This is a genomic window from Exiguobacterium sp. s78 (assembly GCF_018618985.1).
Lineage (GTDB): Bacteria > Bacillota > Bacilli > Exiguobacteriales > Exiguobacteriaceae > Exiguobacterium_A > Exiguobacterium_A abrahamii.
In genome coordinates this window covers 86,707-112,510 of sequence record NZ_JACSNB010000001.1, presented here as the reverse complement: position 1 = coordinate 112,510, position 25,804 = coordinate 86,707, and the positions used below count along the sequence as shown (strand labels likewise).

Annotated in this window: 29 protein-coding genes; 6 read left to right on the top strand and 23 right to left on the bottom strand. The window is 50.1% G+C overall.

The features are described from left to right. Window positions 1–9: 9 nt before the first annotated feature. The 23 genes from atpD to prfA form a co-directional block, all read right to left on the bottom strand. On the bottom strand, window positions 10–1,428 hold the full coding sequence (atpD, locus tag KNQ18_RS00615) for a F0F1 ATP synthase subunit beta (RefSeq protein ID WP_029342738.1): 1,419 nt from the start codon (window positions 1,426–1,428) through the stop codon (window positions 10–12). A gap of 36 nt (window positions 1,429–1,464) precedes the next feature. Continuing rightward, entirely contained in the window at window positions 1,465–2,316 is an 852-nt protein-coding gene (gene atpG / locus KNQ18_RS00610; RefSeq protein ID WP_029342739.1) for an ATP synthase F1 subunit gamma, read from the bottom strand. Window positions 2,317–2,358: 42 nt separating this feature from the next. Next, complete coding sequence (gene atpA / locus KNQ18_RS00605) at window positions 2,359–3,867, bottom strand: F0F1 ATP synthase subunit alpha (RefSeq protein ID WP_023469496.1); 1,509 nt, start codon at window positions 3,865–3,867, stop codon at window positions 2,359–2,361. A gap of 19 nt (window positions 3,868–3,886) precedes the next feature. Continuing rightward, entirely contained in the window at window positions 3,887–4,420 is a 534-nt protein-coding gene (locus tag KNQ18_RS00600) for a F0F1 ATP synthase subunit delta (protein ID WP_035410623.1), read from the bottom strand. Beyond that, complete coding sequence (gene atpF, locus KNQ18_RS00595; protein ID WP_023469498.1) at window positions 4,420–4,953, bottom strand: F0F1 ATP synthase subunit B; 534 nt, start codon at window positions 4,951–4,953, stop codon at window positions 4,420–4,422. The genes KNQ18_RS00600 and atpF overlap by 1 nt, the downstream gene beginning before the upstream one ends. 127 nt (window positions 4,954–5,080) lie before the next feature. Continuing rightward, window positions 5,081–5,293, bottom strand: coding sequence for a F0F1 ATP synthase subunit C (gene atpE / locus KNQ18_RS00590; protein ID WP_023469499.1), 213 nt, complete (start codon window positions 5,291–5,293; stop codon window positions 5,081–5,083). A gap of 75 nt (window positions 5,294–5,368) precedes the next feature. Continuing rightward, window positions 5,369–6,112 carry a F0F1 ATP synthase subunit A gene (gene atpB, locus KNQ18_RS00585; RefSeq protein WP_029342742.1) on the bottom strand — a complete coding sequence of 248 codons (744 nt, stop codon included), beginning with the start codon at window positions 6,110–6,112 and terminating at the stop codon, window positions 5,369–5,371. A gap of 8 nt (window positions 6,113–6,120) precedes the next feature. Further along, window positions 6,121–6,507, bottom strand: coding sequence for an ATP synthase subunit I (locus tag KNQ18_RS00580; protein ID WP_023469501.1), 387 nt, complete (start codon window positions 6,505–6,507; stop codon window positions 6,121–6,123). Beyond that, complete coding sequence (locus KNQ18_RS00575) at window positions 6,504–6,722, bottom strand: AtpZ/AtpI family protein (protein WP_023469502.1); 219 nt, start codon at window positions 6,720–6,722, stop codon at window positions 6,504–6,506. Before KNQ18_RS00575 ends, KNQ18_RS00580 begins: the two co-directional genes overlap by 4 nt. Window positions 6,723–7,501: 779 nt before the next feature. After that, on the bottom strand, window positions 7,502–8,635 hold the full coding sequence (gene wecB, locus KNQ18_RS00570; RefSeq protein WP_214724159.1) for a non-hydrolyzing UDP-N-acetylglucosamine 2-epimerase: 1,134 nt from the start codon (window positions 8,633–8,635) through the stop codon (window positions 7,502–7,504). Window positions 8,636–8,760: 125 nt separating this feature from the next. Continuing rightward, window positions 8,761–9,390: a uracil phosphoribosyltransferase gene (gene upp, locus KNQ18_RS00565; RefSeq protein WP_029342745.1), complete on the bottom strand. Its 630-nt coding sequence runs from the start codon at window positions 9,388–9,390 to the stop codon at window positions 8,761–8,763. A gap of 72 nt (window positions 9,391–9,462) precedes the next feature. Further along, window positions 9,463–10,419: a hypothetical protein gene (locus KNQ18_RS00560; protein WP_214771700.1), complete on the bottom strand. Its 957-nt coding sequence runs from the start codon at window positions 10,417–10,419 to the stop codon at window positions 9,463–9,465. A 153-nt stretch (window positions 10,420–10,572) separates the two neighbouring features. Then, on the bottom strand, window positions 10,573–11,241 hold the full coding sequence (locus KNQ18_RS00555; RefSeq protein WP_214771703.1) for an ABC transporter ATP-binding protein: 669 nt from the start codon (window positions 11,239–11,241) through the stop codon (window positions 10,573–10,575). Next, window positions 11,238–12,266 (bottom strand): ABC transporter permease, encoded by a 1,029-nt coding sequence (locus KNQ18_RS00550; protein WP_214771706.1) that lies wholly within the window; start codon window positions 12,264–12,266, stop codon window positions 11,238–11,240. Before KNQ18_RS00550 ends, KNQ18_RS00555 begins: the two co-directional genes overlap by 4 nt. Before the next feature lie 75 nt (window positions 12,267–12,341). Further along, on the bottom strand, window positions 12,342–13,697 hold the full coding sequence (locus KNQ18_RS00545) for a HAMP domain-containing sensor histidine kinase (protein ID WP_214771707.1): 1,356 nt from the start codon (window positions 13,695–13,697) through the stop codon (window positions 12,342–12,344). Continuing rightward, window positions 13,694–14,362: a response regulator transcription factor gene (locus tag KNQ18_RS00540; protein ID WP_214771710.1), complete on the bottom strand. Its 669-nt coding sequence runs from the start codon at window positions 14,360–14,362 to the stop codon at window positions 13,694–13,696. The genes KNQ18_RS00545 and KNQ18_RS00540 overlap by 4 nt, the downstream gene beginning before the upstream one ends. A 75-nt stretch (window positions 14,363–14,437) precedes the next feature. Further along, window positions 14,438–15,697, bottom strand: coding sequence for a serine hydroxymethyltransferase (gene glyA / locus KNQ18_RS00535; RefSeq protein ID WP_029342751.1), 1,260 nt, complete (start codon window positions 15,695–15,697; stop codon window positions 14,438–14,440). A 111-nt stretch (window positions 15,698–15,808) separates the two neighbouring features. Further along, the gene (locus KNQ18_RS00530) at window positions 15,809–16,348 is read right to left on the bottom strand and encodes a TIGR01440 family protein (protein ID WP_023469511.1); all 540 of its coding nucleotides are present in this window, start codon (window positions 16,346–16,348) and stop codon (window positions 15,809–15,811) included. Beyond that, window positions 16,348–16,788 carry a ribose 5-phosphate isomerase B gene (gene rpiB / locus KNQ18_RS00525; RefSeq protein ID WP_023469512.1) on the bottom strand — a complete coding sequence of 147 codons (441 nt, stop codon included), beginning with the start codon at window positions 16,786–16,788 and terminating at the stop codon, window positions 16,348–16,350. The genes KNQ18_RS00530 and rpiB overlap by 1 nt, the downstream gene beginning before the upstream one ends. A 5-nt stretch (window positions 16,789–16,793) precedes the next feature. Further along, the gene (locus tag KNQ18_RS00520) at window positions 16,794–17,309 is read right to left on the bottom strand and encodes a low molecular weight protein arginine phosphatase (RefSeq protein WP_214771713.1); all 516 of its coding nucleotides are present in this window, start codon (window positions 17,307–17,309) and stop codon (window positions 16,794–16,796) included. Between the two features lie 17 nt (window positions 17,310–17,326). Then, a complete protein-coding gene (locus tag KNQ18_RS00515) occupies window positions 17,327–18,325 on the bottom strand; it encodes an L-threonylcarbamoyladenylate synthase (RefSeq protein ID WP_064299235.1) in 999 nt (332 codons plus the stop codon). Continuing rightward, window positions 18,322–19,170 (bottom strand): peptide chain release factor N(5)-glutamine methyltransferase, encoded by an 849-nt coding sequence (gene prmC, locus KNQ18_RS00510; protein ID WP_214771716.1) that lies wholly within the window; start codon window positions 19,168–19,170, stop codon window positions 18,322–18,324. The genes KNQ18_RS00515 and prmC overlap by 4 nt, the downstream gene beginning before the upstream one ends. Next, entirely contained in the window at window positions 19,170–20,228 is a 1,059-nt protein-coding gene (gene prfA, locus KNQ18_RS00505) for a peptide chain release factor 1 (RefSeq protein WP_047394495.1), read from the bottom strand. The genes prmC and prfA overlap by 1 nt, the downstream gene beginning before the upstream one ends. A gap of 156 nt (window positions 20,229–20,384) precedes the next feature. Here prfA and KNQ18_RS00500 point away from each other — a divergent pair, with 156 nt between their 5' ends. From KNQ18_RS00500 to treR, 6 genes are all read left to right on the top strand, one after another. Continuing rightward, window positions 20,385–20,753: a GntR family transcriptional regulator gene (locus KNQ18_RS00500; RefSeq protein ID WP_029342757.1), complete on the top strand. Its 369-nt coding sequence runs from the start codon at window positions 20,385–20,387 to the stop codon at window positions 20,751–20,753. Next, a complete protein-coding gene (locus tag KNQ18_RS00495) occupies window positions 20,747–21,613 on the top strand; it encodes an ATP-binding cassette domain-containing protein (RefSeq protein WP_214771718.1) in 867 nt (288 codons plus the stop codon). Before KNQ18_RS00500 ends, KNQ18_RS00495 begins: the two co-directional genes overlap by 7 nt. Then, window positions 21,606–22,580: a hypothetical protein gene (locus KNQ18_RS00490; protein WP_214771721.1), complete on the top strand. Its 975-nt coding sequence runs from the start codon at window positions 21,606–21,608 to the stop codon at window positions 22,578–22,580. Before KNQ18_RS00495 ends, KNQ18_RS00490 begins: the two co-directional genes overlap by 8 nt. A gap of 171 nt (window positions 22,581–22,751) precedes the next feature. Next, complete coding sequence (locus KNQ18_RS00485; RefSeq protein WP_058704141.1) at window positions 22,752–24,110, top strand: alkaline phosphatase; 1,359 nt, start codon at window positions 22,752–22,754, stop codon at window positions 24,108–24,110. A gap of 11 nt (window positions 24,111–24,121) precedes the next feature. Beyond that, window positions 24,122–24,769, top strand: a complete 648-nt coding sequence (locus tag KNQ18_RS00480; RefSeq protein ID WP_214771727.1) for a DUF4352 domain-containing protein — start codon at window positions 24,122–24,124, stop codon at window positions 24,767–24,769. A 128-nt stretch (window positions 24,770–24,897) separates the two neighbouring features. Continuing rightward, window positions 24,898–25,605: a trehalose operon repressor gene (treR, locus tag KNQ18_RS00475; protein WP_214771729.1), complete on the top strand. Its 708-nt coding sequence runs from the start codon at window positions 24,898–24,900 to the stop codon at window positions 25,603–25,605. The last annotated feature ends 199 nt before the right edge of the window (window positions 25,606–25,804 follow it).

The window sequence follows — 25,804 nt, the reverse complement described above, 5'->3', positions numbered from 1 at the left end:
CTTTGTCACTTAGACAAGCGCCTTCGCTTTTTCAATCGCATCTTCGATCGGACCGACGAGACGGAATGCTTCTTCCGTTAAGTCATCGTGTTTACCTTCGAGGATTTCTTTGAAGCCGCGGATCGTGTCCTTAACTGGGACGTACGATCCTTTTTGTCCTGTGAACTGCTCAGCTACGTGGAAGTTCTGCGACAAGAAGAACTGGATACGACGCGCACGGTGTACAGTCAATTTGTCGTCTTCTGACAACTCGTCCATACCGAGGATCGCGATGATATCTTGAAGTTCTTTATAACGCTGAAGTGTTTCCTGAACTTGACGTGCAACACCGTAGTGCTCTTCGCCGACGATTTCCGGTGAAAGGGCGCGTGATGTTGAAGCAAGTGGATCCACGGCAGGATAGATCCCCATCTCAGAGAGACGGCGCTCAAGGTTCGTCGTTGCATCTAAGTGAGCAAACGTCGTCGCAGGAGCCGGGTCAGTATAGTCATCGGCTGGTACATAAACCGCTTGGATCGATGTAACCGAACCTTTGTTTGTTGATGTGATTCGCTCTTGGAGCATACCCATCTCTGTTGCGAGTGTTGGCTGGTAACCAACGGCAGATGGCATACGACCGAGAAGGGCCGATACCTCAGAACCCGCTTGTGTGTAACGGAAGATGTTATCAACGAAGAGAAGAACGTCTTGTCCTTGCTCATCACGGAAGTATTCTGCCATTGTCAAACCAGTCAAGGCAACACGAAGACGTGCACCCGGTGGTTCGTTCATCTGACCGAAGACCATCGCTGTTTGTTTGATAACGCCTGAATCCGTCATCTCGTGGAACAAGTCATTTCCTTCACGCGTCCGCTCACCAACACCTGCGAATACCGAGATACCGCTGTGCTCTTGTGCGATGTTGTTGATCAATTCCTGGATGAGGACGGTCTTACCTACACCGGCACCACCGAAGAGACCGATCTTACCACCCTTGATGTAAGGAGCGAGCAAGTCGACGACTTTAATTCCAGTCTCGAGGATTTCAACTTTCGTTGAAAGGTTATCGAAAGTCGGTGCTTTTTTGTGGATCGGAAGACGTTCCACGTCAGCAGCGATTTCTTTTTCATCAATTGGGTTACCGAGTACGTTGAAGACGCGACCAAGTGTCGCTTCTCCGACGGGTACCGAGATTGGAGCATTCGTATCGATTACTTCAATTCCACGGCGTACTCCATCCGTTGAGTCCATCGCAATGGTACGGACGACGTCGTCACCAAGGTGCAGGGCGACCTCAAGCGTCAAGTCGATAGCCACTTCTTCTACAGTTTGCGGCGTATATTGAATACGAAGCGCGTTGTAGATGTTCGGTAAGTGTCCTTCGAACTTAACGTCGATGACAGGTCCCATGACCGCGACGACGCGGCCTTTTAAACCGAGTTCGTTCATCGTGTTTCCTCCTACCTATCGTTACGTCAGTCGGGATTACTGCTGCGCAGCAGCCCCACTGACGATCTCTGTGATTTCTTGCGTGATTGCAGCTTGTCGAGCTCGGTTGTAGACGAGAGTCAATCGACCGATCAAGTCATCTGCGTTATCTGTCGCACTTTGCATTGCTGTCATACGTGACGCATGTTCTGCTACTTTCGCGTCAAGAAGCGCACCGAAGATCAAGCTCTCCGCATAACGCGGGAGGAGTTCAGCAAGGATTTGTTCCTCGCTTGGCTCGTACTCATAAGTCGTCGAAGACGAAGCTTCGATTTCTCCGAGTGGGAGAAGAGTTTCGACTTTCACTTCTTGGCTGATGACAGATAAGAAGTGGTTGTAGCACAGCTTGAGCTCGTCGATTTCGCCAAGCGTGAACGCACTCACTGTGCGCTTCACGATTTCAGCGACGTCGACATACGAAGGAGAATCGTTCAAACCTGTGATCGCATCCGTGACCGTGATTCCGCGTGAACGGAAGAACTGGACACCAACTTTACCGACCACGAAGAGAACGTAACTGTCCGCAGTATGCTTTTCTTTGATTTCCCGGTAGACTTCACGCAGCACGTTGGCGTTATATGCACCAGCTAAGCCGCGATCCGATGTGATGACGATGTAGCCCGTCTTTTGGACGGGACGTTTCTCGAGCATCGGATGGCTCGCACCTGTCGTGCCATTCGCAATGGTTCCGAGTACCTCTTGCATTTTCAGCATGTAAGGTTGGAACTTCGCGCTATGTGCTTGAGCGCGGTTCAGTTTCGACGCCGAAACCATGTTCATCGCTTTCGTGATCTGTTTCGTACTTTTCGTCGAGTTGATCCGCGTTTGTATCTCGCGCAACGATGCCATTTCGATTCACCACCTTGTTAGTATCAAGAGCGTTCCGTCGGATTAAACCGTCGCTTGGAACGTTTTCTTAAATTCTGAGATTGCTGCTACGATCTCTTCGTCTGCTGGAAGGTTACCTGTCTTACGGATCTCATCGCAAAGTTGTTTGCGGTTTTGATCGAGCCAGAGGTTGAGTTCCTTTTCAAAACGACGAATATCCGTTACAGCAACATCATCAAGGTGACCACGAGTCAAGGCATAGATGATGATGACTTGCTTATCGACAGTAAGTGGTTGGTTCAAGTCTTGTTTCAAGACTTCAACTGTCCGCTCACCACGGTTAAGCTTCGATTGAGTCGCTTTATCAAGGTCAGATCCGAACTGAGCGAATGCTTCAAGCTCACGGTAAGATGCGAGGTCAAGACGGAGCGTACCCGCTACCTTCTTCATCGCTTTTACTTGAGCCGAACCACCTACACGCGATACCGAGAGACCCGGGTTGATCGCGGGACGGACACCTGAGAAGAAGAGATCCGATTGAAGGAAGATTTGACCATCCGTGATCGAGATAACGTTCGTCGGGATGTAAGCTGAGATATCCGACGCTTGTGTTTCGATGAACGGAAGGGCAGTCAAGCTACCTGCGCCAAGCTCGTCGTTCAACTTCGCCGCACGCTCAAGAAGGCGTGAGTGGAGGTAGAAGACATCCCCTGGGTAAGCTTCGCGGCCTGGTGGGCGTTTCAAGAGAAGTGAAAGCTCACGGTAAGCAGCTGCTTGTTTTGAAAGATCATCATAGATGACAAGAACGTGTTTGCCTTGGTCCATGAAGTGTTCACCCATCGCGACACCTGCGAATGGTGCGAGGTAAAGAAGTGGAGCTGGCTGTGAAGCCGCTGCCGAAACGACGATCGTGTAATCGAGGGCACCGTTTTTACGGAGCGTCTCGACGACGCCACGGACTGTTGATTCTTTTTGTCCGATTGCGACGTAGATACAGATCATGTTTTCTTCTTTTTGGTTGATGATCGTATCGATTGCGATCGACGTTTTACCCGTCTGACGGTCACCGATGATCAACTCACGCTGTCCACGACCGATTGGAACGAGGGCATCGATCGCCTTGATTCCTGTCTGAAGTGGCTCGTGTACCGATTTACGCGCCATGACGCCAGACGCCTTACGCTCGATCGGGTTGTAGTGTTCTGTTTCGATTGGACCAAGACCATCGATTGGCATACCGAGTGGGTTGACGACACGTCCGAGGAGTGCGTCTCCTGTTGGTACTTCCATGATGCGGCCCGTACGGCGAACAGAGTCGCCTTCTTTGATTTCAAGGTAGTCACCGAGGATGATGATACCGACGTTGCCTTCTTCTAAGTTTTGCGCCAAGCCCATTGTGCCGTTAGCGAATTCTACGAGCTCTCCCGACATGACGTTGTCGAGTCCGTGTGCACGAGCGATACCATCACCGATTTGGATGACCGTACCTGTCTCGTTCACTTCCATCGTAGAACCGTACTGCGCGATACGCGCTTTAAGCAGGGCGCTGATTTCTTCAGCTCTAATGCTCATGCGTTTCACCCCTATTTTCTTACGCTTTTAACAGCTCACGCTCAAGGCGCGTTAGTTTAGTTTCGATCGTACCGTCATATGTCGTGTAACCGATTTGAACGCGAAGTCCTCCGATGACACCCGTGTCGACGACGTTCTCGACTTCAAGCGTTTTACCTGATTTTTGGCCAAACGTCTCTTTCACTTTCGTGAGTTCCTCGTCTGACAATTTGTATGCACTCGTGACGATTGCCGTCGCGACATTGCGGTGTTCATTCAACAATGCAATGAAGTGTTCCGGTAATGTAACGATCTCTGCCGCCCGGTCGTTTTCGACCATGACGAGCAATGTGTTCAAGACGATCGAGTTGAAGCCAGTGAAGCTTGTTTGAAGAACTTGCTTGAGCTCTTCAGCAGAAATCGATGGGTTATCTAAAACCGAAGCGAGCTCTGGTGTTGCGTGGAGCACTTCGCCGAGCGTCCGCACATCAGCTTCTGCTTGCTCGAGCACATGGTGCTCAAGCGCAAGATCGAAGAGCGCTTTTGCGTAGCGTCCCGCTACGTGATCACGCATTAGTTCGTGCCCTTAGTATCAGCAAGGAATTGATCGACGAGTGCTTTTTGAGCGGCTTCGTCTGTCGCAAGCTGTGTTTTCATGACGTGGCGTGCTGCAGCGATTGCTTGAAGAGCGACATCGTTCTTCAAAGCAGCTTGTGCTTCAGCGCGTTCACGTTCGATCGCACGGCGAGCTTCTTCCTTACTCATTTCGGATTCAAGACGTGCCTGCTCCATCGCACGTGCTTGCTCTGCTTCTGCCTGACGGCGTGATGCTTCTAAAAGATCGCGTGCTTCCGTACGCGCCTTGTTTAATTCTTCGCGTTGTTGTTCTACGTAGACTTCAGCGTCTTTACGGCTCTTTTCAGCCGAGTTGATCTCGCTAGCCACATGCTCTTCCCGCGCTTTCATCATGTTGACGAGCGGGCCCCATGCGAATTTCTTCAAGAGGATGAGGAGCAAGAGGAAAACGACGATCGTGACGATCATGTTGGCTAGTAAGAGTTGGTTGCCTTCGCCGCCAGCCTCTGCCGCAAGATACGTTAGATTCATTCGATTACACTCCCCTCGTGGTTGGTTCAACTTCAATATCTACATAAGGGAGCCTAAGCTCCCGTGACGGTTCACTCAAACGTTGAACGAATAGCGCCCTATGTAGTCCGTTCTCGTTAATCGTGGATTAAGAGTTGAGAAGAAGGAAACCGACCGCTACACCGATGATTGGAAGTGCCTCAACAAGACCGATACCGATGAACATTGTTTGACGAAGTTCGTTTTTGAGTTCTGGCTGACGTGCTTGACCTAATACTGTACCGTTTACGATAAGACCGTTACCGATACCTGCGCCGAGTGCGCCGAGTCCGATGATGATCGCTGTTGCAATAAGATTCATGATAAATTGCCTCCCTAGAGTATGTTCATTGATTTGTCGTGCTGTTATCGGAAAAGCGGATGCTTTACCTTCGAATTAATGGTCGTGCGCTGCCTTATGTCCGATGTAAACCATCGTCAAGATAAGGAAGATGTACGCTTGGATACCACCGATGAAGAGTGAGAATCCTTGCCAGATCAACATCGGGATACCCGAGATGATCGCGCCGATTGGTCCGAGGAACTGGAAATCGTTCGTACCAGAGACGATACCGATCGAAAGAATGATTCCGATCATGATTTCACCAGCGAAGATGTTTCCGTAAAGACGAAGACCGAGCGTCAACGTGTTTGCAAACTCCTCGATGATGGTAATGATAAACATCGGCGTCATGAATGTTTTCGCATAAGCGCCGAAGCCTCGCATCTTCACACCGTAGTAATGACTTAAGACTACTACGAGAGATGAAAGTGCCAGTGTCACGTAAGGATCTGCAGTTGGTGAGTTGAACCAAATGTAGTGTCCCGTCACGACGTTGAATGGGAGACCCATGATGTTGGACACAAGGATGAACAGGAATAATGTCATTCCGAACGTAAGGAAGCGACCCCCTGTTTTCCAGTCCATCGTGCTGCTGATGATTCCGCGAACGAATTCAAGGAACATCTCCATCACGTTTTGAGCACCGGTTGGCTTCATCACAAGACGTCGCGTACCGGCCACGGCAATCAAGAAGACGAGAGCAGCAGCAATCAATACTGTGATCAAGTTCGTCCAGCTACCGTACAGAACGAAGTCACCCCAGAGTGGGATTTCGTAAAGTGGCATTTCGTGGTTCATTTGACTATTCACCTCTTTTCCCGCTTGAGTTCGTGAGTCAAGAACTCACAAAATTGTATGACGTGGCCGGCGAGAAGGCCTATTACCACCGCAGTTAATGACAATTCAGTTTGATATTTCAAACCGATCATCACACAAAGTACCGCGACCGCCATGCGTGAAACGGTCCCTCGAGACACTGGCTTGCGACCCGTCTCGATTACACGATACATCCGATCGACGCTAAGTCGTTGAAGCGTCAAGATCAGAAAGCTGCCAGTTCCACCAAGTGCTAGTCCATAGATGACTGGGTCACTCGGGCGTCCGATGAGCAGCAGGACAGCCAGGATTCCGTAAAAGAGTCCAAACCATCGTAAGTACGCACGATACAACGCATCTTGAAGGATGATGTTCATGTCTTCTCCCCTAACAAGTGCCTGATCATGGCGATCATGCAAAGAATGCCGATGAAAATCCCGATGAACACGGCGAACGTCGCACCCATTTTTTCCCACCATTGTTGTTGTTCCCCATAGTTCCCAACCAAAAAGCCAATGACGATCGGTGCAGCCAGTGCCGTCGAAATTTGCGAGGCCATGACCATACTCTTCGCGAGCCCACTTTGGCGCACTAGAGACGACCCCCTTTTTTCCCAATTGTGAGTTCTTTTTCTTTCCCACAATTTGCGGATTTTCATACTAGTCAAGAATACAATGAAGCAGCTTTCATAGTCAAATGAATTCACAATAAAAACAGAGCCGAAAAACCTATACATATCAACGATTGATAAGGTTTTCACAGATGTCTTCCATGCAAGTCATTTCACGAAGATGTGAAGAAAATATGTAGTACTATCAACGGTTAAAGAGATTGTTCATATGGTGAACAAAACCGTTGAATAGTAACGTTATATCGTGCCCGTTAAAGCGAAACAAGACCTCTAAAATTGATTTGTGTCGATTTTGTGAAAAAACATTTTTTGTTCACAATTGAAAACGCTTCCGAATCGGGACATAAAAACAGCTCTGACATCTGTTTGTAACAATACATTTCAGCGATTTCCATTTTTTCAATCGTGCGGTACGTCACAGCTTGAATCGTCATCGTTTCCTTTCCAGTTTCAAGGTCATCTGGTTTTACATTTTCTAAACAAATGGGCTGAATTTAGCGGAAATGGTAAGATTTAAAGATATTATTCCTATAAACTAAAACCTTTTGCCGTCATAGATGTACTAAAACAAAAAAGAATCGCTTATTTCACGCGACTCCTACAGGAAAAAGCACAAGTCTTTGTGCTGTCAGAGACAAGTGAGACCCGACTTCCTCGTCTAAGGACGATGGAGACGCGGCTCACGTCTCGCCTGAGGAAAGCAAGTGAATGTAAGCGATTCGGAGGGTGATCGTCGTTTCTTATTGTGTGAGTAACGGTGCCGGAGCTTCCCCTTGACCGAAGTGATGCAGGATTGCTTGGACGATGCGTTCGGACGCATGACCATCGCCATACGGATTCGAGGCATGCGCCATCTCTTGATAAAGTGTTTCGTTCGTCAAAAGTTCCGTTGCCATCTGATAAATCGTCTCTTCTTCCGTACCGGCAAGCTTCAACGTTCCGGCAGCAATCCCTTCTGGACGCTCCGTCGTGTCGCGTAAGACAAGCACAGGTACACCAAGCGACGGTGCTTCTTCCTGTACGCCACCTGAATCAGTCAGGATTAAATGCGCACGGCTCGCGAAGTTATGGAAATCAAACACATCGAGTGGGGCGATCAGAGAAATTCGATCATGCCCTTCAAAGACCGTCTTCGCAGCTTCTTGAACGACCGGATTGAGGTGAACCGGATAGACGACATGCGTATCCGGGAACGCATCGACGAGGCGACGAATCGCCCGGAACATCTGATGCATCTTCTCGCCTTGGTTCTCACGACGATGTGCCGTCATCAGGATCAGCTTCCGGTCCCCGACCGTCTCAAGCATCGGATGGACATAATCGGTTTGAACGGTCGTCTGCAGAGCATCGATTGCCGTATTCCCCGTGATGTAGACACCAGCGTGACGGTTCTCGGATGCGAGATTCGCTGCTGCTTGTGCTGTCGGAGCAAAATGTAAGTCCGCGAGCGTCGACGTCAACTGACGATTGACCTCTTCCGGGAACGGCGAGTATTTATTATACGTGCGCAGTCCCGCCTCGACGTGACCGACTGCGATCTGATTGTAATAGGCAGCCAGGCTTCCGACGAACGTCGTCGTCGTATCCCCATGAACGAGGACAAGATCTGGCTTGATCTCCTTCATAATCGCATCGAGTCCCTCGAGACCACGCGTCGTAATATCAACAAGTGTCTGACGTTGCTTCATGATATTTAAATCATGATCCGGTTGGATTTCGAATAAATCGAGCACTTGATCGAGCATCTCGCGGTGCTGGGCAGTGATCGTAACATGAACATCAAAAGCAGGGTGTTGCTTCAGGGCATTGACGAGCGGTGCCATCTTGATGGCTTCCGGTCGTGTCCCGAAAATCGGCATGACTGTAATCGGCATGGTGACTTCCTCCTTTTTTCCTTTTTTCATTAAAGCATACTTCAGCAGTCTTGCGCAGTTTACGAAATAGCAACGAAAAGACCGCAGATCATCGTCTGCGGTCTTTTTGTGTAGCTTGCTGTTTTTTACTTCGTTCCGAAGAGACGGTCTCCTGCATCACCGAGTCCTGGGACGATATATCCGTGGTCGTCCAACTTCTCGTCGAGTGCCGCGAGATAGATGTCGACATCCGGGTGTTCTTCTTGAACGCGTTTGACGCCTTCAGGTGCTGCACAGAGACATGCGAGCTTGATGCTCTTTGCCCCTTGTTTCTTTAAGGAGGAGATGGCGTCTGCCGCCGAACCACCTGTCGCAAGCATCGGGTCAACGACGACGAAATCACGTTCTGCGACGTCTGTTGGGAGCTTGAGGTAGTATTCCGTTGGCTCGAGTGTCTCTGGGTCACGGTACAAACCGATGTGACCGACTTTGACGTTCGGCATCATGCGGAGCATGCCGTCGACCATACCGAGACCGGCGCGGAGAATCGGGACGATCCCGAGTTTCTTGCCTTCGATCATCTTTTGCGTCGTCTTCGTGACCGGTGTCTCGATCGCGACATCTGTGAGTGGAAGGTCACGTGTGATTTCATATGCCATCAATGAAGCCACCTCGTCGACAAGTTCCCGGAATTGTTTCGTTCCTGTTTCGACTTTACGCATGATCGTCATCTTGTGCTGAATCAATGGGTGATCAAATACATGTACTTTACTCATTGTTTGCATCTCCTCTCCATTCTCTTTTCGCATTGTACTCTAAAAACGTACTGCTTGGGAACTGTTTTTTCGTCAGTTTCCGAGCGTACTCTTCCCTGATAGAATTGCTTTTGCGGCGTAAGACCATTCATTGTCCGGTTGTTTCGCGAGTTCTTGCAAGGTCGCACGATAATCACCTTTTTTATATTTTTGTTCATAGACCGCTTGCATCCAGAGGACGTCACTCATGTATCCGGACTTCGGGAAATCTTTCCGATAGGCAATATAATCCGCCTGTGTCGTCTGCTTGAGCTTTCCGACAGCGATCAACTTATAGAAGCGTGCCATACCTGCTGTCTCTTTGTTCGTCAAGACGGATCCGGTCAAGACACTGTCTGCTCGTTTGTAGTCTTTCGCCTGAACAGCAGCAACCCCTTGCTCGAGTGCTTCTTTCGGAGGTAGTTGCGTCTGCTTTGTTTCGGAAGAAGTCTCCTTCTTCTCTGGCTTAATCGCTTTCGCTTTTTCTTGCTCACTTGCCAGCTGCTCGTTTTTTTCTTTTAACTGTTCGACTTCCGTTTGCAGCGCTGCGAGTTGTTGCTCGACCTCTGTTTGTTTCGTTGCGACTGGTGTTGCGGGTTCGCTATCCAACTGTGTCCAGACGAGAACGAGAGAGACGACAGCAACGGCTCCACCAATCCACCATGGATTCAGTTTTCCGAGTCGCTTCCAGTCTTTCAATTGCGGATGATTCTGAACCGTCATGGGAAAGGATGCCAATCGCTTCTGGGCAAGACGCTTCCCACCTGCTTTTCCTGCGATCGCCAGGCGATAACGATAGACTTCTGCTGGCATCGGTAAGATCTTCCACTGTTCAAAACGAGCATCTGCCTGTTCATAAAATCCTGCCTGTTGCATGATGACGATTGCTTTGAAATCTTCGAGCATCCGGTAATATTCCCGGCGCTCGTGGCTTTTATGGGTGAACCATTCTGTCAGGCGTTCCGTTTGAATGGCTTGAAGTTCTGATTGGATCAAGGTTGATAAGTTCACATTTATTTCCACCTTTATCTTTTTTTACTACGGTTAAGTATAGCAAAGATAACGCTTCCGCAAATGGTTCGTTTCCCCTATCTTCTTGACGAAGCATTGAAAAAAACCTCTTGTTTTCGTACGTCGATGTACGAAAACAAGAGGATGAATCGTTTAACGATGAGAATAGGATCGGGATGCTGTTGCTTCCGTGATCCGCCCATCTTCAATCCGCCAAATCCGGTCACAGACGTCAAGCATCCGTTCGTCATGCGTGATGACGATGACGGTCTTGTTCGACTCATGCGCTTGTTGTTGCAACAGCTCCATCACCCGGCGACCATTCGGATAATCGAGACTTGCCGTCGGTTCATCCGCGAGTACAAGTCGTGGTTCATTGACGAAGGCCCGGGCAATCGCGACACGTTGTCGTTCGCCACCTGATAAGGCGTGCGGCAAATGGTCTTTCCGGTGCTCGAGTCCGAACACGGCGAGCGCCGCCGTCGCGTCAACCGTCCGTCCAGCCTCCTTTGCGACCAATTCGAGTTGCTCTCCTGCTGTCAAAAATGGTACGAGATGCGATTCTTGAAAGATGAACCCGACTTCCTCGAGACGCAAACGACGACGTTCTTCGTCCGCTGCTTCACTGACGCACGTATCATCAAAGTAGACGGCACCGTTCGTTGGTGTCTGTAACAATCCAAGCAACTGGAGCAATGTACTTTTCCCGCTACCACTTGGTCCGACGAGGGCAATCAACTCACCCGCTTCTGCTTGTAAGTTGATGTCATGTAGAACCGTCATCTCACCATAACTTTGCTCAATCTGATTTAATCGAATCATCCGTTCATTCCTCCCATCGCATCTGCCGCTTCGAGTTTCTTGACCATCCGTAACGGAACGAGCGCACCGAGGATTGCCGTTACGAGTAAAATGCCGCCGTACATCAGACTAGTCGACCATTCAAAACGGAATGGAAGATCCGCCGGTAAGAAACGACTTGTTAAATAGGTGATGGCGACGCTGACAGCAAAGGCGAGGCTCGTCAAGAGGATGACTTGTACGAGTAGACTCGCACCCATCGTCCGGGTCCGGGTGCCGATTGCCTTCAAGACACCGAGCTGTTTCATCTTTTGCATCGTCAAAATATAGAAGAAGGCAGTCAGAATCAATGCCCCGATGACGACGAGTGCGACCCGCATCATCTGGAAGGAGTTTTGCTCCGCTGCATAGCCTGGTACGTTCTCAACGACTGCTTGTTTTGAGAAGACGGCTTGATCCGTTTGCAACGACTGACCGATATACGCTGAGACGTATGATGCCCCCATCTTCGATTGCCATGCTTGCCACGATTCATCCGTCATCCAAAGGACCGGTGCGTGACTATAACGTCCGTCCGTTACTGTACCGGCAATTCGGAACGTCTCTTTCGTCCGAAAATCCGTAATCGTATCGCCAACACGGGTTCCGCGTTGCTCCGCGTACGCAGCATCAACGAGAACTTCACCTTTTTGCAATGATTGCAACTGTTTTGGACCATAATTCGTCGTCTCTGGTAACGCAAAGACCGTCACATCATCCTTCGTTCCATTCTTCTTCTCAAGCACCATGTTCTGGACACCGAGTGCTTCCGCGCCCTTTGGTGTCTCGTCCGCCTGTAAGAACGAACGCGTCAGCTGTCCTTCTGCATCTTTGCTCAGCGCAAACTGCTCGACCGGTAGATTCCGGACGGCAGCCCCATTGTCGTAGGCCAGCCCGTCCGCAAGACCGGTGATCATCAAAATCAATAAGACGATCAACATCGTCACGATCGTCATCCAACTGAATCGTCCTTTCATTCGGACGAGTTCTTTCCATCCTAACTTCATCGCGTGATCCCTCCTGTATGTTCGCTACAGGATTGATGATACGACTGCAATATGAACGGAACATGAACGCACGCGTCAAATGCGTAAAAAAGTCAATGTCACAGTCAGACTGGATGAATCAGACGACAAATTCGCGTCCCCACCAAGTTGGCGCATCGTCTCTTTAACGATCGCAAGCCCGAGTCCCGTCCCGCGCGACGTTCGGGATGCATCGCCTTGATAAAAGCGTTCAAAGGCATGTTCCATCTGTTGTTCGGTCATACCTGGTCCTTCGTCCTTGATTCGGACGATGACCTGATTCACTTGTTCTTCCGCTTGAATATGAATCGTCGCTCCTTCGGCTGAGACTGAGACGGCGTTTCGAATGACATTTTGGAAGACATGTTCGAGCGCACTGGCATCTGCTTGAATCTGTAGTGCTGGCGATACATCGAGTGCGACAGCGATGCCTTGCTCATCCAGCTGAAAGGCAAGTGTTGTGAGTGTCGTCTCTAGACTCGTTCGTAGATCGAGTGCTTGTCGTTTGAAGCGCCGTCCTTCATCGAGCTTTGCTAAGATCAATAATTGACGCGTCAGCTCCGACATTCGCGCTGCCTCTTGTTGAATGATTGCCCGTCTCCTGACGTCTTCTCCCGTCACGTCGAGTTGTCCAGCGTACCCCGAGATCGTCGTCAACGGCGACTGGAATTCATGCGAGACGTTTGCAACGAACCGGCGTCGTTCCGTATCGGACGCTTCAATCGCCATCGCCATCTCGTCAAAGCGTCGGGACAGTTCACCAATCTCATCGCGCGCCTTCGTTCCGACACGAATTCCATAGTCGCCGTCTGCCATCTGTTCCGTTGCTTTTGTCAGGCGCCGGATCGGACGCACGAGATACCGGATCGAGAAGACGAGCAAGAGAAAGCTGATCACGACAAGCAGTCCGAGGAACAGACCAACGAACAGGTGTAACTCGCGAATCTGCCGACTCAAGTCCGGACGGACGAAGATTGCATCCGTTCCTTGTGCCGTCTTGACCGACGTCCCGTACGTGTTGATGACTTCGTTATCGAATAGTCCAAGCAGGAAGAGATGAAACGGATACTCACGCATCCCGTAGTACGGTTGACCATTTTTCACTTGCTCGATGACTTGACTCGAGAGCGTTTCATTGCGAAATGTGTTTCCGTAACGCTCCGTTCCGTCATCTGTTCGAACATACAGTTGAAAGCCAGTTGCTTGTAACATCCGGTAAAACGATTCCGTCTTTCCGTCACCGTGCGTCTCGTAATAATCGATCGCTGTCTCGACCGCTTCCTCGACTTTTTGGCTATAGCTGTCCTGCCAAAACGAATAGTAGGCGATGTTACTGATTAAAAGAGCAAGCAGGGCGGACACGAGTAAGACGACACAGACGAGTCCGACGATTTTCGTATAGAGGCTCCTCATGCGTCGACCTCCAACCGGTACCCGAGTCCGCGAACGGTCTCAATCTTCACCTGATTCGTCTCCTTCAGACGTCCACGAAGTCGTTTGATGTGGACGTCAATCGTCCGATCGTCTCCCATGAAATCAAGTCCCCAGACGTGTTCGATCAATTCCTCGCGGCTAAAGACCCGTCCCGGAAAACTCGCCAACTGATGTAATAATTCGAACTCGCGCCGCGGGAGTGTCCACTCGGTCGACTGGATCGTCACGAGCTGACTGCGTTTATCAATCGTGACATCCCCGAGATGTAAGACGGGTTGCGCCGCTTTTTGATAGCGCCGCGCCACGGCGTGAAGCCGAAACACTAATTCTTCCGGATCGAACGGTTTCGTGATGTAATCATCAGCACCTGCTGCAAAGCCGTCCCGCTTATCTGTCAGTTCACCGAGCGCCGTCAGCATCAAGATTGGGATGTCCCCGTTTTGCCGTAACCGCTCACATAGGACGAGACCGGTCTGCCCGGGAAGTAGGACATCGAGCACGGCTGCCTCGAACGTCATCGTTTCAATCCAAGCGAGCGCTTCGTTTCCGTCTGCTGTCGCTCGGACGGAGTGTCCGTCGGCCTGTAACGTCGATACGACAAGTGATTGGATATGTGGGTCATCTTCAACGACTAAAATATACAATCGTACGCCTCCTTTTTTAGACAAACAAAAATCCCCTCCCCCTTCTCATAATGAAAAGGACGAAGGGGATGACAATCATCCGCGCTCTGGGTAGAGTGGGAAACGACCTGTCAAAGCAACGACACGCTCACGTGCTTGTGCGAGAACGTCTGCTTCTTCTGGGTGGTTCAAGACGAGTTCGATCAACTCGGCGATTTCTTTCATCTCGGCTTCCTTGAAGCCACGTGATGTCATCGCTGCCGTTCCGATCCGGATACCACTCGTGACGAACGGGCTCGCTGGGTCGAACGGAATCGTGTTCTTGTTGACCGTGATGCCGGCTTCGTCAAGCGCGTGCTCAGCAAGTTTCCCTGTGATCCCGAGCGGTTGTAAGTCGACGAGGAGCAAGTGATTGTCCGTTCCGCCTGAGACGATTCGGAGTCCACGCTTCGTCAATTCCTCACCGAGGACTTTTGCGTTCGTGACGACTTGACCGATGTAGTCCTTGAACTCTGGTGCAAGAGCTTCACCGAACGCGACAGCTTTCGCGGCGATGACGTGCATGAGTGGACCACCTTGGATACCTGGGAAAATGGCTTTATCGATTGCTTTCGCATGCTCTTCTTTACAGAGGATCATCCCACCACGTGGACCACGCAACGTCTTATGCGTCGTCGTCGTGACGAAGTGCGCATGCTCGACTGGGTTCGGGTGCTGACCTGCTGCGACAAGTCCAGCGATGTGTGCCATGTCGACCATCAAGTAAGCACCGACGCTGTCTGCGATTTCACGGAAACGTTTGAAGTCGATGACACGCGGATACGCCGATGCGCCCGCGACGATTAATTTTGGTTTATGCTCTTCTGCTAATTTCGCAACGACATCGTAATCAATCATCTCTGTCTCTTGATCGACACCGTATTCCACAAAGTTGTACTGGACACCGGAGAAATTGACGGGGCTACCGTGCGTCAGATGGCCACCGTGCGAGAGGTTCATCCCGAGGACCGTATCTCCCTGCTCGAGAATCGTGAAGTAAACCGCCATGTTCGCTTGTGCACCCGAGTGTGGTTGCACGTTCGCGTGCTCCGCACCGAAGATTTCCTTCGCGCGGTCGCGTGCTAAATTCTCAGCGAGATCGACATACTCACAGCCACCATAATAACGACGACCTGGGTAACCTTCTGCGTACTTGTTCGTCAAGACGCTGCCTTGTGCTTCCATGACAGCTTGCGAGACGAAGTTCTCGGATGCGATCAATTCGATGTTATCCCGTTGACGACCTAGTTCCTGGCGCATTGCCGAAAAGAGTGCCTCATCTTGTTGTTTCAGATACGTAAGCGGTGTTTGTTCCATCTGAATTCCCCCATTTCATTTCGATAGACCTATCTTAACACGAATGTTTCGTTCCCGGCATCCCTAAAAACAACATCAAAAAAGCAAGGGGTGCGCAACCCCTTGCATCAATCATTCGTATTTAGCACGTGCTCCACCGATTAATTTCGGTCGTGTCACGGCTGCCGTCACGTGTGCCTCACCGATTTCCTTGTGCGGCAAGCGCACGGGAATCGCAACAGCTTTCAAGTGCATCCCGATGAACGTGTCACCGATATCAATCCCGGCGTCTGCCTGAATCGCTTCGACGACGACCGGTGCCGAGAAGCGCTGATAGGCAGCACTCGCCATCGATCCACCGGCTTCCGGAACAGGAACGACCGTCACTGGATCGAGTCCGAGTCGTTCTGCCGTTTGCCGCTCAAGCGTCAGCGCCCGGTTGATATGCTCACAGCCTTGGAAGGCAAGATCGACTTGGTGCGACCGACGAAAGGCATCGAAAACATCGAACAACGCGTCTGCGACTTCCGGTGAACCGGCCTTGCCGATTTGTTTGCCGATGACTTCACTCGTCGAACAGCCGATCACGAGCAATTTTCCTTTTAAGGAAAATCGTTCATCCAGAGCGTTCAGTGCTTCTTCTAAATCGTGCTGGATGCGTGTCAAGTCCATTACTTCACCTCATAATCTGAGATTTTGCAAACGCGGTTCTCATGACGTCCGCCTTCGAATTCCGTTTCAAGCCAAAGCTGTGCGATCTCACGAGCCAGTCCTGGACCGATGACGCGTTCGCCCATCGTTAAGATGTTCGAATCGTTGTGCTGACGCGTCGCTTTCGCGCTGAACGTATCATGGACGAGTGCTGCTCGGATGCCCTTGACTTTGTTCGCTGCGATTCCGATCCCGATACCTGTTCCACAAATCAAGATGCCACGATCAAACTCTCCGCTTGCGACTGCCTCAGCGACTGGAATCGCGACATCCGGATAATCGATCGAGTCGGCTGAATGCGTACCGAAGTCCGTATAGTCGATGCCGAGCTCTTGTAAGAGGTCGTTGATTTCTGCCTTTAACTTAAAACCACCATGATCCGCGCCGATTGCTACTTTCATCTTTACTATTCCCCCGTTTGTTTAGGTTGTTTTTTCGGAAGTTTCCGTGTATCCGGAGCTTTTCTTCCGTTTCCGTTCTGCGTCAATTTTAACACAAGACGGTTGACGAGGGGTTCGAGTTCATTACGTACTTGCCGGTAGACGTTCATTGATCCGCCGTACGGATCGTTGATGTCCCGTTCAAGCCCTGTCACATATTCATATAAGGTAAACGTCCGTTCCTTCAGTTCCGGATAGCGTTCACCGACTTCCTGCTTGTGCTGACGCGTCATCGTCAAGATGATGTCAGACCAACGCCCGAGTACATCATCAAAGACTTGCGTATAGTGTTCGAGTTCGATCCCGCGCTCACGTAACACTTGTAAGGCGTTCTCGGACGCATCAAATCCTTGCATCGAACGTAGTCCTGCTGAACGGATGTCGAATTCCTGATCAGCGACTTTCGAGCGTAGTAACGCCATCGCCATCGGGCTACGGCATGTATTTCCTGTACAGATGAATAAAACGCGACGTGTGCTCATCTCCGTATCCTCCTTCTTCAAGGGCGAATGACCCGACCACCTGCTGCTTTATGGAGGCGGTTGCGGACCGCAAGCCCCACCCCTTCTTCTGATAGGTCTCGTACAAAAATCTGATCCACCGTCGTCTGATCAAATCGCCGTAAACAATCGTAAAGACGTTGTGCCGCCGTCTCCATCGAATTACCAAGGGAGCAGCGAACATCTGCGTCGACTTCCTCCCCGTCAAACAGGAGGACGCCCGTCTTGTGTCCGGTTTGTCGTGCATCATCGATGAGTTGCTGTAAGAATGAAAGATCTCCCTCCACTACGGACAGTGTTGCTTCCGGTGCATAGTGAGTATATTTCATCCCGGGTGCCTTCGGTGTAACATCTTTCATCGATAAGGCAGGATCGAGTGTGACAGGACCGATGACCGACTCGATTTGTTCGCGTGTCACGCCGCCCGGTCGTAAAATCGCCGGTGGCGTCATCGTACAATCGATGACAGTCGATTCGACCCCGATGCCCGTTTCCCCTCCATCGACGATCGCAGCGATGCGTCCCGAGAGGTCATGTGCGACGTGCGCAGATGACGTCGGTGAAGGTTTTCCGGAACGGTTGGCACTCGGTGCTGCGAGACCCAACCCTGTCGCCTCGATCAATCGAAGCGCGAGCGGATGGTCTGGCATCCGTAATCCGATCGTATCTAGTCCTGCTGTGACGAGTGTGGATGCGGTGCCGTTCGATTCGAGGATGATCGTCAAGGCTCCTGGCCAGAACGCCTCCATCAAACGTGCCGCGACATCTGGAATGTGCGTGACGAACTGATGTGCCTGTTCTACGGATGCGACGTGGACAATCAGTGGATTGTCAGAAGGTCGACCCTTCGCGGCGAAGATTCGCCGAACAGCCGCTTCGTTCGTTGCATCCCCTGCGAGACCATAAACGGTCTCAGTCGGCATCGCCACGACCTCTCCTTCCTGCAATAACCGAACTGCTTCATCCATCGTCTGTAAGTCAATCATTTCCGTCTTCACGCTGTACAATCCTTTCGTTCCGCATACACGATACGGTCTTTACCGTTTATATCTTTTAAAATACCCGTTTCCGCATTTGGATAACGTTCTTTTAACATCATTTGCACTTCTGGTCCTTGATTGTGTCCAATTTCAAACGCAATCAGTCGGAAATCGTCGCGTAGGACCCGTCCACTCTCCTCGACGAGACGTCGGTAAAAGACGAGACCGTCTTTTCCGCCAAACAGGGCGAGATGCGGTTCATGATCAAACACGACTTCACTGAGTAATTCTTCTTCCTCGATATAAGGAGGATTCGAAACGAGCACCCGAACGGAATCATCCGCAAGTGGCGCTAGTAGATCTCCTTCAAGGAACGTCACGTCTCCACCAAGCTTTGCTTGATTTTGCTTCGCGACCGCAATCGCGGCCGGTGAAATATCGACGGTCGTGACCGGTTGCTCGAGTTCGAGGGCGAGCGTGATTCCAATCGCTCCGCTACCGGTTCCGATGTCGACGATCTGTCCCGCGGTGAACGACTCACGTTTGAGACGCTCCGTGACGAAGACGATCAACTCTTCCGTTTCCGGTCGTGGAATCAAGACATCCGGTGTGACACGGAAATCCCGTCCATAAAACGGCTGATAGCCGATTAAATGCTGAACGGGTACGCCGTGAACATGAGCAAGCAAGTATTCACTGAATCGTAAATCTTGCTCCGGCGTCAATTCATCGGACAAGCGGACAAGGAGTCCGGTCCGGTCGACATCCAAGACGTGCATGAGTAACCATTCGGCACTTGAACCCTCGCGTCCTGCTTGTTCCATCATCGTTTTTGCATCATTTAAACGTTTCGCGATCCGCATCAGTTCGCCGCCTCCGATGCCCGCGCCTGATGTTCCATGACAAGCGTATCGATGACTTCATCCATCTCGCCTTGCAAGATTCGATCAAGCTTCTGGATCGTCAATCCGATCCGGTGATCCGTCACCCGGTTTTGAGCGAAATTATACGTCCGAATCCGCTCTGAACGGTCACCCGTACCGACAGCTGACTTCCGTTTTTCATCATATTCCGCTTGCTGTTCGCGTTGAATCTTATCGTAGACACGCGCGCGCAAGACCTTCATCGCTTTTTCCTTGTTCTTGATTTGCGACTTCTCATCCTGACAGCTGGCAACGATTCCCGTCGGCACGTGCGTGACACGGACAGCGGACTGTGTCGTATTGACGGACTGGCCACCCGGTCCACTCGACGTGAACGTATCGACTCGGACATCCTTGTCATGGATCTCGACTTCGACGTCTTCTGCTTCTGGTAACACGGCGACCGTTGCGGTCGATGTATGAATCCGCCCGCCGGATTCCGTTGACGGAACGCGTTGGACGCGGTGTGCCCCGTTCTCGTACTTCAACTTCGAATAAGCACCCGTTCCTTTGACGATAAAGATGATCTCTTTGTAGCCACCAAGCTCCGTGTAGCTCGCATCGATGATCTCAATCTTCCAGCTCTGTTTCTCAGCAAACTTCGAGTACATCTTAAATAGGTCACCCGCAAATAAGGCTGCCTCGTCTCCCCCTGCTGCACCACGAATCTCGACGATGACGTTCTTATCGTCATTCGGATCCTTTGGTAATAATAAAGCCTTCAGCTTCGCTTCAAGCTCTTTGATCTCCGGTTCAAGCATCGCGACTTCTTCCTTTGCAAGGTCGCGCATCTCGGGATCTGTCAACATTTGACGTGCCTCTTGATAAGCTTCCATCTTCTCGCGATAGACACGGTACGTCTCGACGGTCGGCGCAAGCTGTGACTGCTCCTTTGAGACCTCACGCAATTGATTCGTATCATTGATGATGGCTGGATCAGCCAACATATCATTTAGTTTTTCATAACGGTCCTCTAACGCACTCAATCGATCCAACATCTCGGTCATCCTTCCTGGCGATTCTTCTGTCGTCAGTATAGCAAATATTGCGATCGATGGCGTCATCGTCTTCTTGAAAAGAAACGTTGACAGACAGGTTGTAAATTCCTATAATTGGTGTATTAATTGAATTAGTACACTTAAGGAGGTGAAGAAATGTTCACCGTTGATCCGAAAAGTCCGTTACCGATCTATGAACAGTTGGTCGCTCAAATCATCCGCTCGATTGCTCGTGGTCTACTCCGCTCCGGCGAACAGATGCCATCCGTCCGTGAACTTGCCGGTACACTCCTTGTCAATCCGAACACTGTCTCCCGCGCCTATCAGGAACTCGAGAGCCGCAACTTCATCGTCACGATGCGCGGTAAAGGCTCCTTCATCTCAGACATCCCACTTCACGAAGTCAAACAAGCTGCCATCCAAGATCCACTCATCCGCCTTTGTGCCATCGCCGACGAATTATCCATCTCAAACGAAGAACTCTATCAACATATCTTACACATAAGGGAGGATTCCTCATGTTGACCGTTTCTCATCTGACGAAACAAATTGACCGTACCATGATTTATGAAAATGCATCCTTCACCCTGCCGGCAGGAACGATTACTGCCTTGATTGGTCGTAATGGTGCCGGAAAAACGACATTACTGAAAACACTCGTCGGAGCGCTCGAGCCGACTCGTGGAAAGGTCGAATGGAACGGCGAGTCGATCCACCACGTCCCGAAGACGCGGAAGCACCTTTTCCTCGTTCCGGATTCTGTTTCCGTCTACCGCCAGATGACGCTCGGTGAACTGATCAACTTCTATCACGTCTTTTATCCAAACTTCGAGAAGACGTATATCGAAAACTACTGCCGCTCGTCGAATCTCGATCGCGGACGTCGCGTCACTTCTTTATCGAAGGGACAAGCGCAATTGTTCCTTCTCCAACTCGCGTTCGCAACGAATGCCCCGGTTCTGTTACTCGATGAACCAACCGATGGACTTGACCGAATCAACAAACGTGATTATCTGAAACAACTCGTCTCATTACTTGCGGAGCGCCAGACAGCCGTTCTGATTGCTTCGCATCAACTCGAAGAACTCGATTCCCTTGCCGACCGTGTCATGACGATCGAAAAACACCTCGTCCGCGAACCGAAGGCACTCGATGATGCCAAAGCTAGCATGCAGAAATGGCAAGTCGTCTATGAAGATGTTCCAGAGCTCAGTCATGCCGATCTCCACGTCTTATCCCAAACGGGTCGGGTCGTGACGTTACTCGTCTTATCCGATGCAGGCGCGCAGTATCTTGAAACGACGAGTCCTCTATTAAAGGATGCTTTGCCGGTGCAGATGGAAGATTACTTCTTAGGGACATTTGGAGGGAAACGACATGGTTAAGCAATTGATCCGCTATCACATCAAGCAAGGCATTTGGCCACTCGCTTGTTTTATTCTACTGGCGATCTTCAGTTATGGTTTTGGTAGCTATACCATCATCAACGACTTTGAAACATATGAAGTATCTTATCAAACCGAAACGATTCAAGCTGTCCTCGTCAGTCCGTTCTTCACTGGATTCGCTGCCATTCTGATCGCCGTCTTTGCGATTTTGATGCTCGGTTCCGAGCGCGGAAGTGGTCGCAGTCTGATCTTACACGCGTTGCCGTTTCCGAAGGTCTGGCTGTTTTGGATTAAATGGGCGATCGGCACTGTGACGTTGATCGTCTTCCCGATCATCGGTTTTTTCGCCAGTTGGTCATTACTGCAAGCATTCGGTATCAATCCGTTTGATTACGTCACGTGGTCGTCACTCCTTCAAGATTTTGGTCTATTCCTTCTATTTGATGTGACAATTTTGACGATCTTCTTATTCGCCGGAACGATTGCTGGTGATATCATCGGACAACTGTTACTCGGAACGTTCTTCTTGTTCTTGAATTACTTCACGTATTTCAGTATCTATGCTATCGGTCAACTGGGTTTTGGCGTGGGCTACGAAGAGTTAGACAAACCAACAAGCTTTTTGATGACAATCACGACGCCCTTTGCACTCTTCTTCGAGTACAATACCGATTTCAACATCGCTTATGCTGTATTGTTCAGTTTAGCCTTGACGGTCGTCTTACTGATTTTCGGTAGTCGTCTCTATGTCAAAGGTGCGAACGAACGTCTCGGGCGTTTCACGATTTTCCCGAAATTACATCCAGCACTCATCATCACCTTCTCGATCTATACGACAATCCTACTCGCGGGAATCATCGGTCTGATTTCGTCCGAGAATCAATTCCTGTACTGGCTCGCAATCGCGATTCTCGCGTGGCCGACGTTCAGCTCTTATCGCAGAATGATTGGGTGGAGTCGCTAATGCAACGAATGGATCTTCTGAAATGACTTTTCAGAAGGTCCATTTTTTTTGTCATCGATTCTTCACAAAGCTTTACAAACGATAAACATGGATTTCACATTCTATCCGTAAGGTGGAGTTTGTAGGTCGTATCGATCATCAAACCCCAGCACCTTTCGAGGAGGAACTCTTATGAAATTAAAACGTATCATTCCGATTTTTGCCTTATCAACCCTTTCCCTTAGTACGATGCTCTCGATGCCTGAAGCAGAAGCAAAGACGAAACCGGTCAAATCACCGGAAATCCGGAACGTCATCTTCTTGATCGGCGACGGGATGGGTGTCTCCTATACATCAGCACATCGTTACTTAAAGAACGATCCATCGACACCGGTTGCTGAAAAAACAGCGTTTGACCAATACCTCGTTGGTCAACAGATGACTTATCCGGAAGATCCGAAGGAAAACGTCACCGATTCCGCTTCCGCAGCAACAGCGATGTCATCCGGCGTCAAGACGTATAATGCAGCGATTGCTGTCGATAACGATAAATCGGAAGTCAAGACCGTCCTTGAAGCAGCGAAAGAACGTGGTAAGTCAACAGGACTCGTTGCAACATCGGAAATCACGCATGCGACACCTGCTTCGTTCGGTGCTCATGATGAGAGCCGAAAGAACATGAACGCGATCGCAGACGATTACTTCAAGGAACGCGTCAATGGGAAGCATAAAATTGACGTCATGCTCGGTGGCGGTAAGTCGAACTTCGTCCGTCCGGATGTTGATTTGACGAAAGCATTCAAAAAAGACGGTTACAGTTACGTCACGGATCTGGATCAATTGCAAGGTGATAAAAACAAACAAGTCCTCGGTCTGTTCGCAGATGGTGGATTACCAAAACGGATTGACCGCGAAAACTCGGTCCCATCGCTTGAACAAATGACGAACTCTGCCATTAAGCGACTCGACTCGAATAAAAAAGGATTCTTCCTGATGGTCGAAGGTAGCCAAGTCGACTGGGCCGGTCATGACAATGATATCGTCGGTGCCATGAGTGAGATGGAAGACTTCGAGCGGGCATTCAAAGCCGCGATCGCATTTGCAAAGAAGGATAAACATACACTCGTCGTCGCGACAGCTGACCACTCAACGGGTGGATATTCAATCGGTGCAGATGGCATCTATAACTGGTTCGCTGAACCGATCAAAGCGGCAAAGAAAACACCTGACTTCATGGCGCAAAAAATCGTCGATGGTGCGGACGTCCGCAAGACGTTGACGACGTATATCGATCAGGACAAACTCGCCTTGACGGACAAAGAAATCGATAGCGTCTCCCGCGCTGCTGAATCGAAGAAATTACTCGAGATCGATAATGCGATTGAAGAAATCTTCAACGAACGCTCGCATACAGGCTGGACGACAGGTGGACATACAGGTGAAGACGTACCGGTCTATGCGTTCGGTCCTGCTAAAGAACGTTTCGCGGGACAAGTCGACAACACGGATCACGCGAAAATCATCTTCGATCTCTTGAAATCGAAGAAATAAGGAGAATGTTCATGAGACAGATACTTGCTACTTTGATGCTCGGGACGGTGCTCGCTGGTTGTGGCACTTCAGCATCACAAGACACACCAAAAGAACCAGCGTCTGCGAAACAGGAGCAGCCGGTATCGCTTGAAAAAACAAGCGCCTACGTTCCAAACCCACAAATTCCAGACGATCGCGATTTGACAAAAATCGATCAGACCGTCACGGATGATAAGGGCGACCTGACGCTTAAACAATTCAAACGAGTGAACGAAACACGGAAGATTGGTCCGATCGAGATGACGATCGAAGAGATCAAAGTATTCCATGCTCGTCCAAGCTATGGCATGATTGATTTCTTCCATGGCTTTACGCACGATGAATCCTTTGATTTGATCAAGACACGGGTCACGATCAAGAACACAAGTAATGAACCGGTCACGTTCAATCCTGTCGCCCACTTCAAACTCGATGCTGCGACAGAAAAGACGCTCGAGGACGACGTCTATTTGGAGTCGCTTGCGAAAACTTACGCCCCGTCCGAGTCACGGAGTGGTAACTTCGGCTTCATCTTGGAACAGCCGGTTGACTCGATTGAACTCTTGACGAGTGATGTTCTCGATGAAAAACAAGATGTCCTCAAAAAAGGAACGACGTTTTCGACGTCTCTTCGTTGACTGACATTCACACTTCTACGCTCTATCTATTTTCCGGTCATGTCCGGATCATAGGTGGAGCTATTTTGATGCCTGTAATCGTTCCGTGCTACACTAAAGGCATTATTTGAGTGTAAAGGACGGATCATATGCCGAAGTATTTAAACATCTATCACGAGCTCGCACAGCGGATTCAGGAAGGAACGCTCCCGGCTGAAACGAAATTACCTTCTGAGACGGAATTGATGCACGAATTCGAGGCGAGCCGCGGAACGGTCCGAAAAGCGATCGATGCCCTGCAAGAAAAAGGCTTCGTCCGTAAACACCAGGGGAAAGGTGTCTTCGTCCTGTCGCAAGAAGCGATCGAATTCCAATTCAATGGGATCGTCAGCTTCTCGGAAGCACATCGCCGGATGGGGCGACATGCCGTCGAGACGGATGTAGTGTCTTGCGAAGTCCTCTCCGCCTCTGCTGAGCTCGCTTCGTTATTACATGTGGCACAAGGAACGAACGTGACGCGCATCGAGCGCATTCGCCAAATCGATGGTGAACGTGTCATCCGTGACATCAATCATTTCGTGACAGCACTCGTACCCGGACTCACTACTGACATCGCTCAAGGTTCGATCTATCAGTACATCGAAGAGACACTTGGTCGGCAGATCAGCTACGCAAAACGAAAAATCGAAGCTCGCCCTGCGACAATGGAAGACCAAGAACGACTCGACCTTCACGATATGACGCATGTCATCGTTGTCACGAACGATACGTATTTCTATGAAGGACAACATTTCGAACGGACGGAATCGCGTCACCGGCTCGATAAGTTTCAGTTCACTGATATTGCCCGTCGTTGAATATACGCTACGTTGAATATACGCTACCTAGATGAGGGAATCCGTAGATGACGGATTCTCTCTTTTTTATTCTTCTTAACTTATCTATATAAGTTCTTGACCAACTTATATAGATAAGTTAAGATAAGTGTGCGCAGATAAGAAAACGTTTTCATTTCAAAAGTGGTCAAGTATGTCACTTCCAAAAAGGAGCATCGAG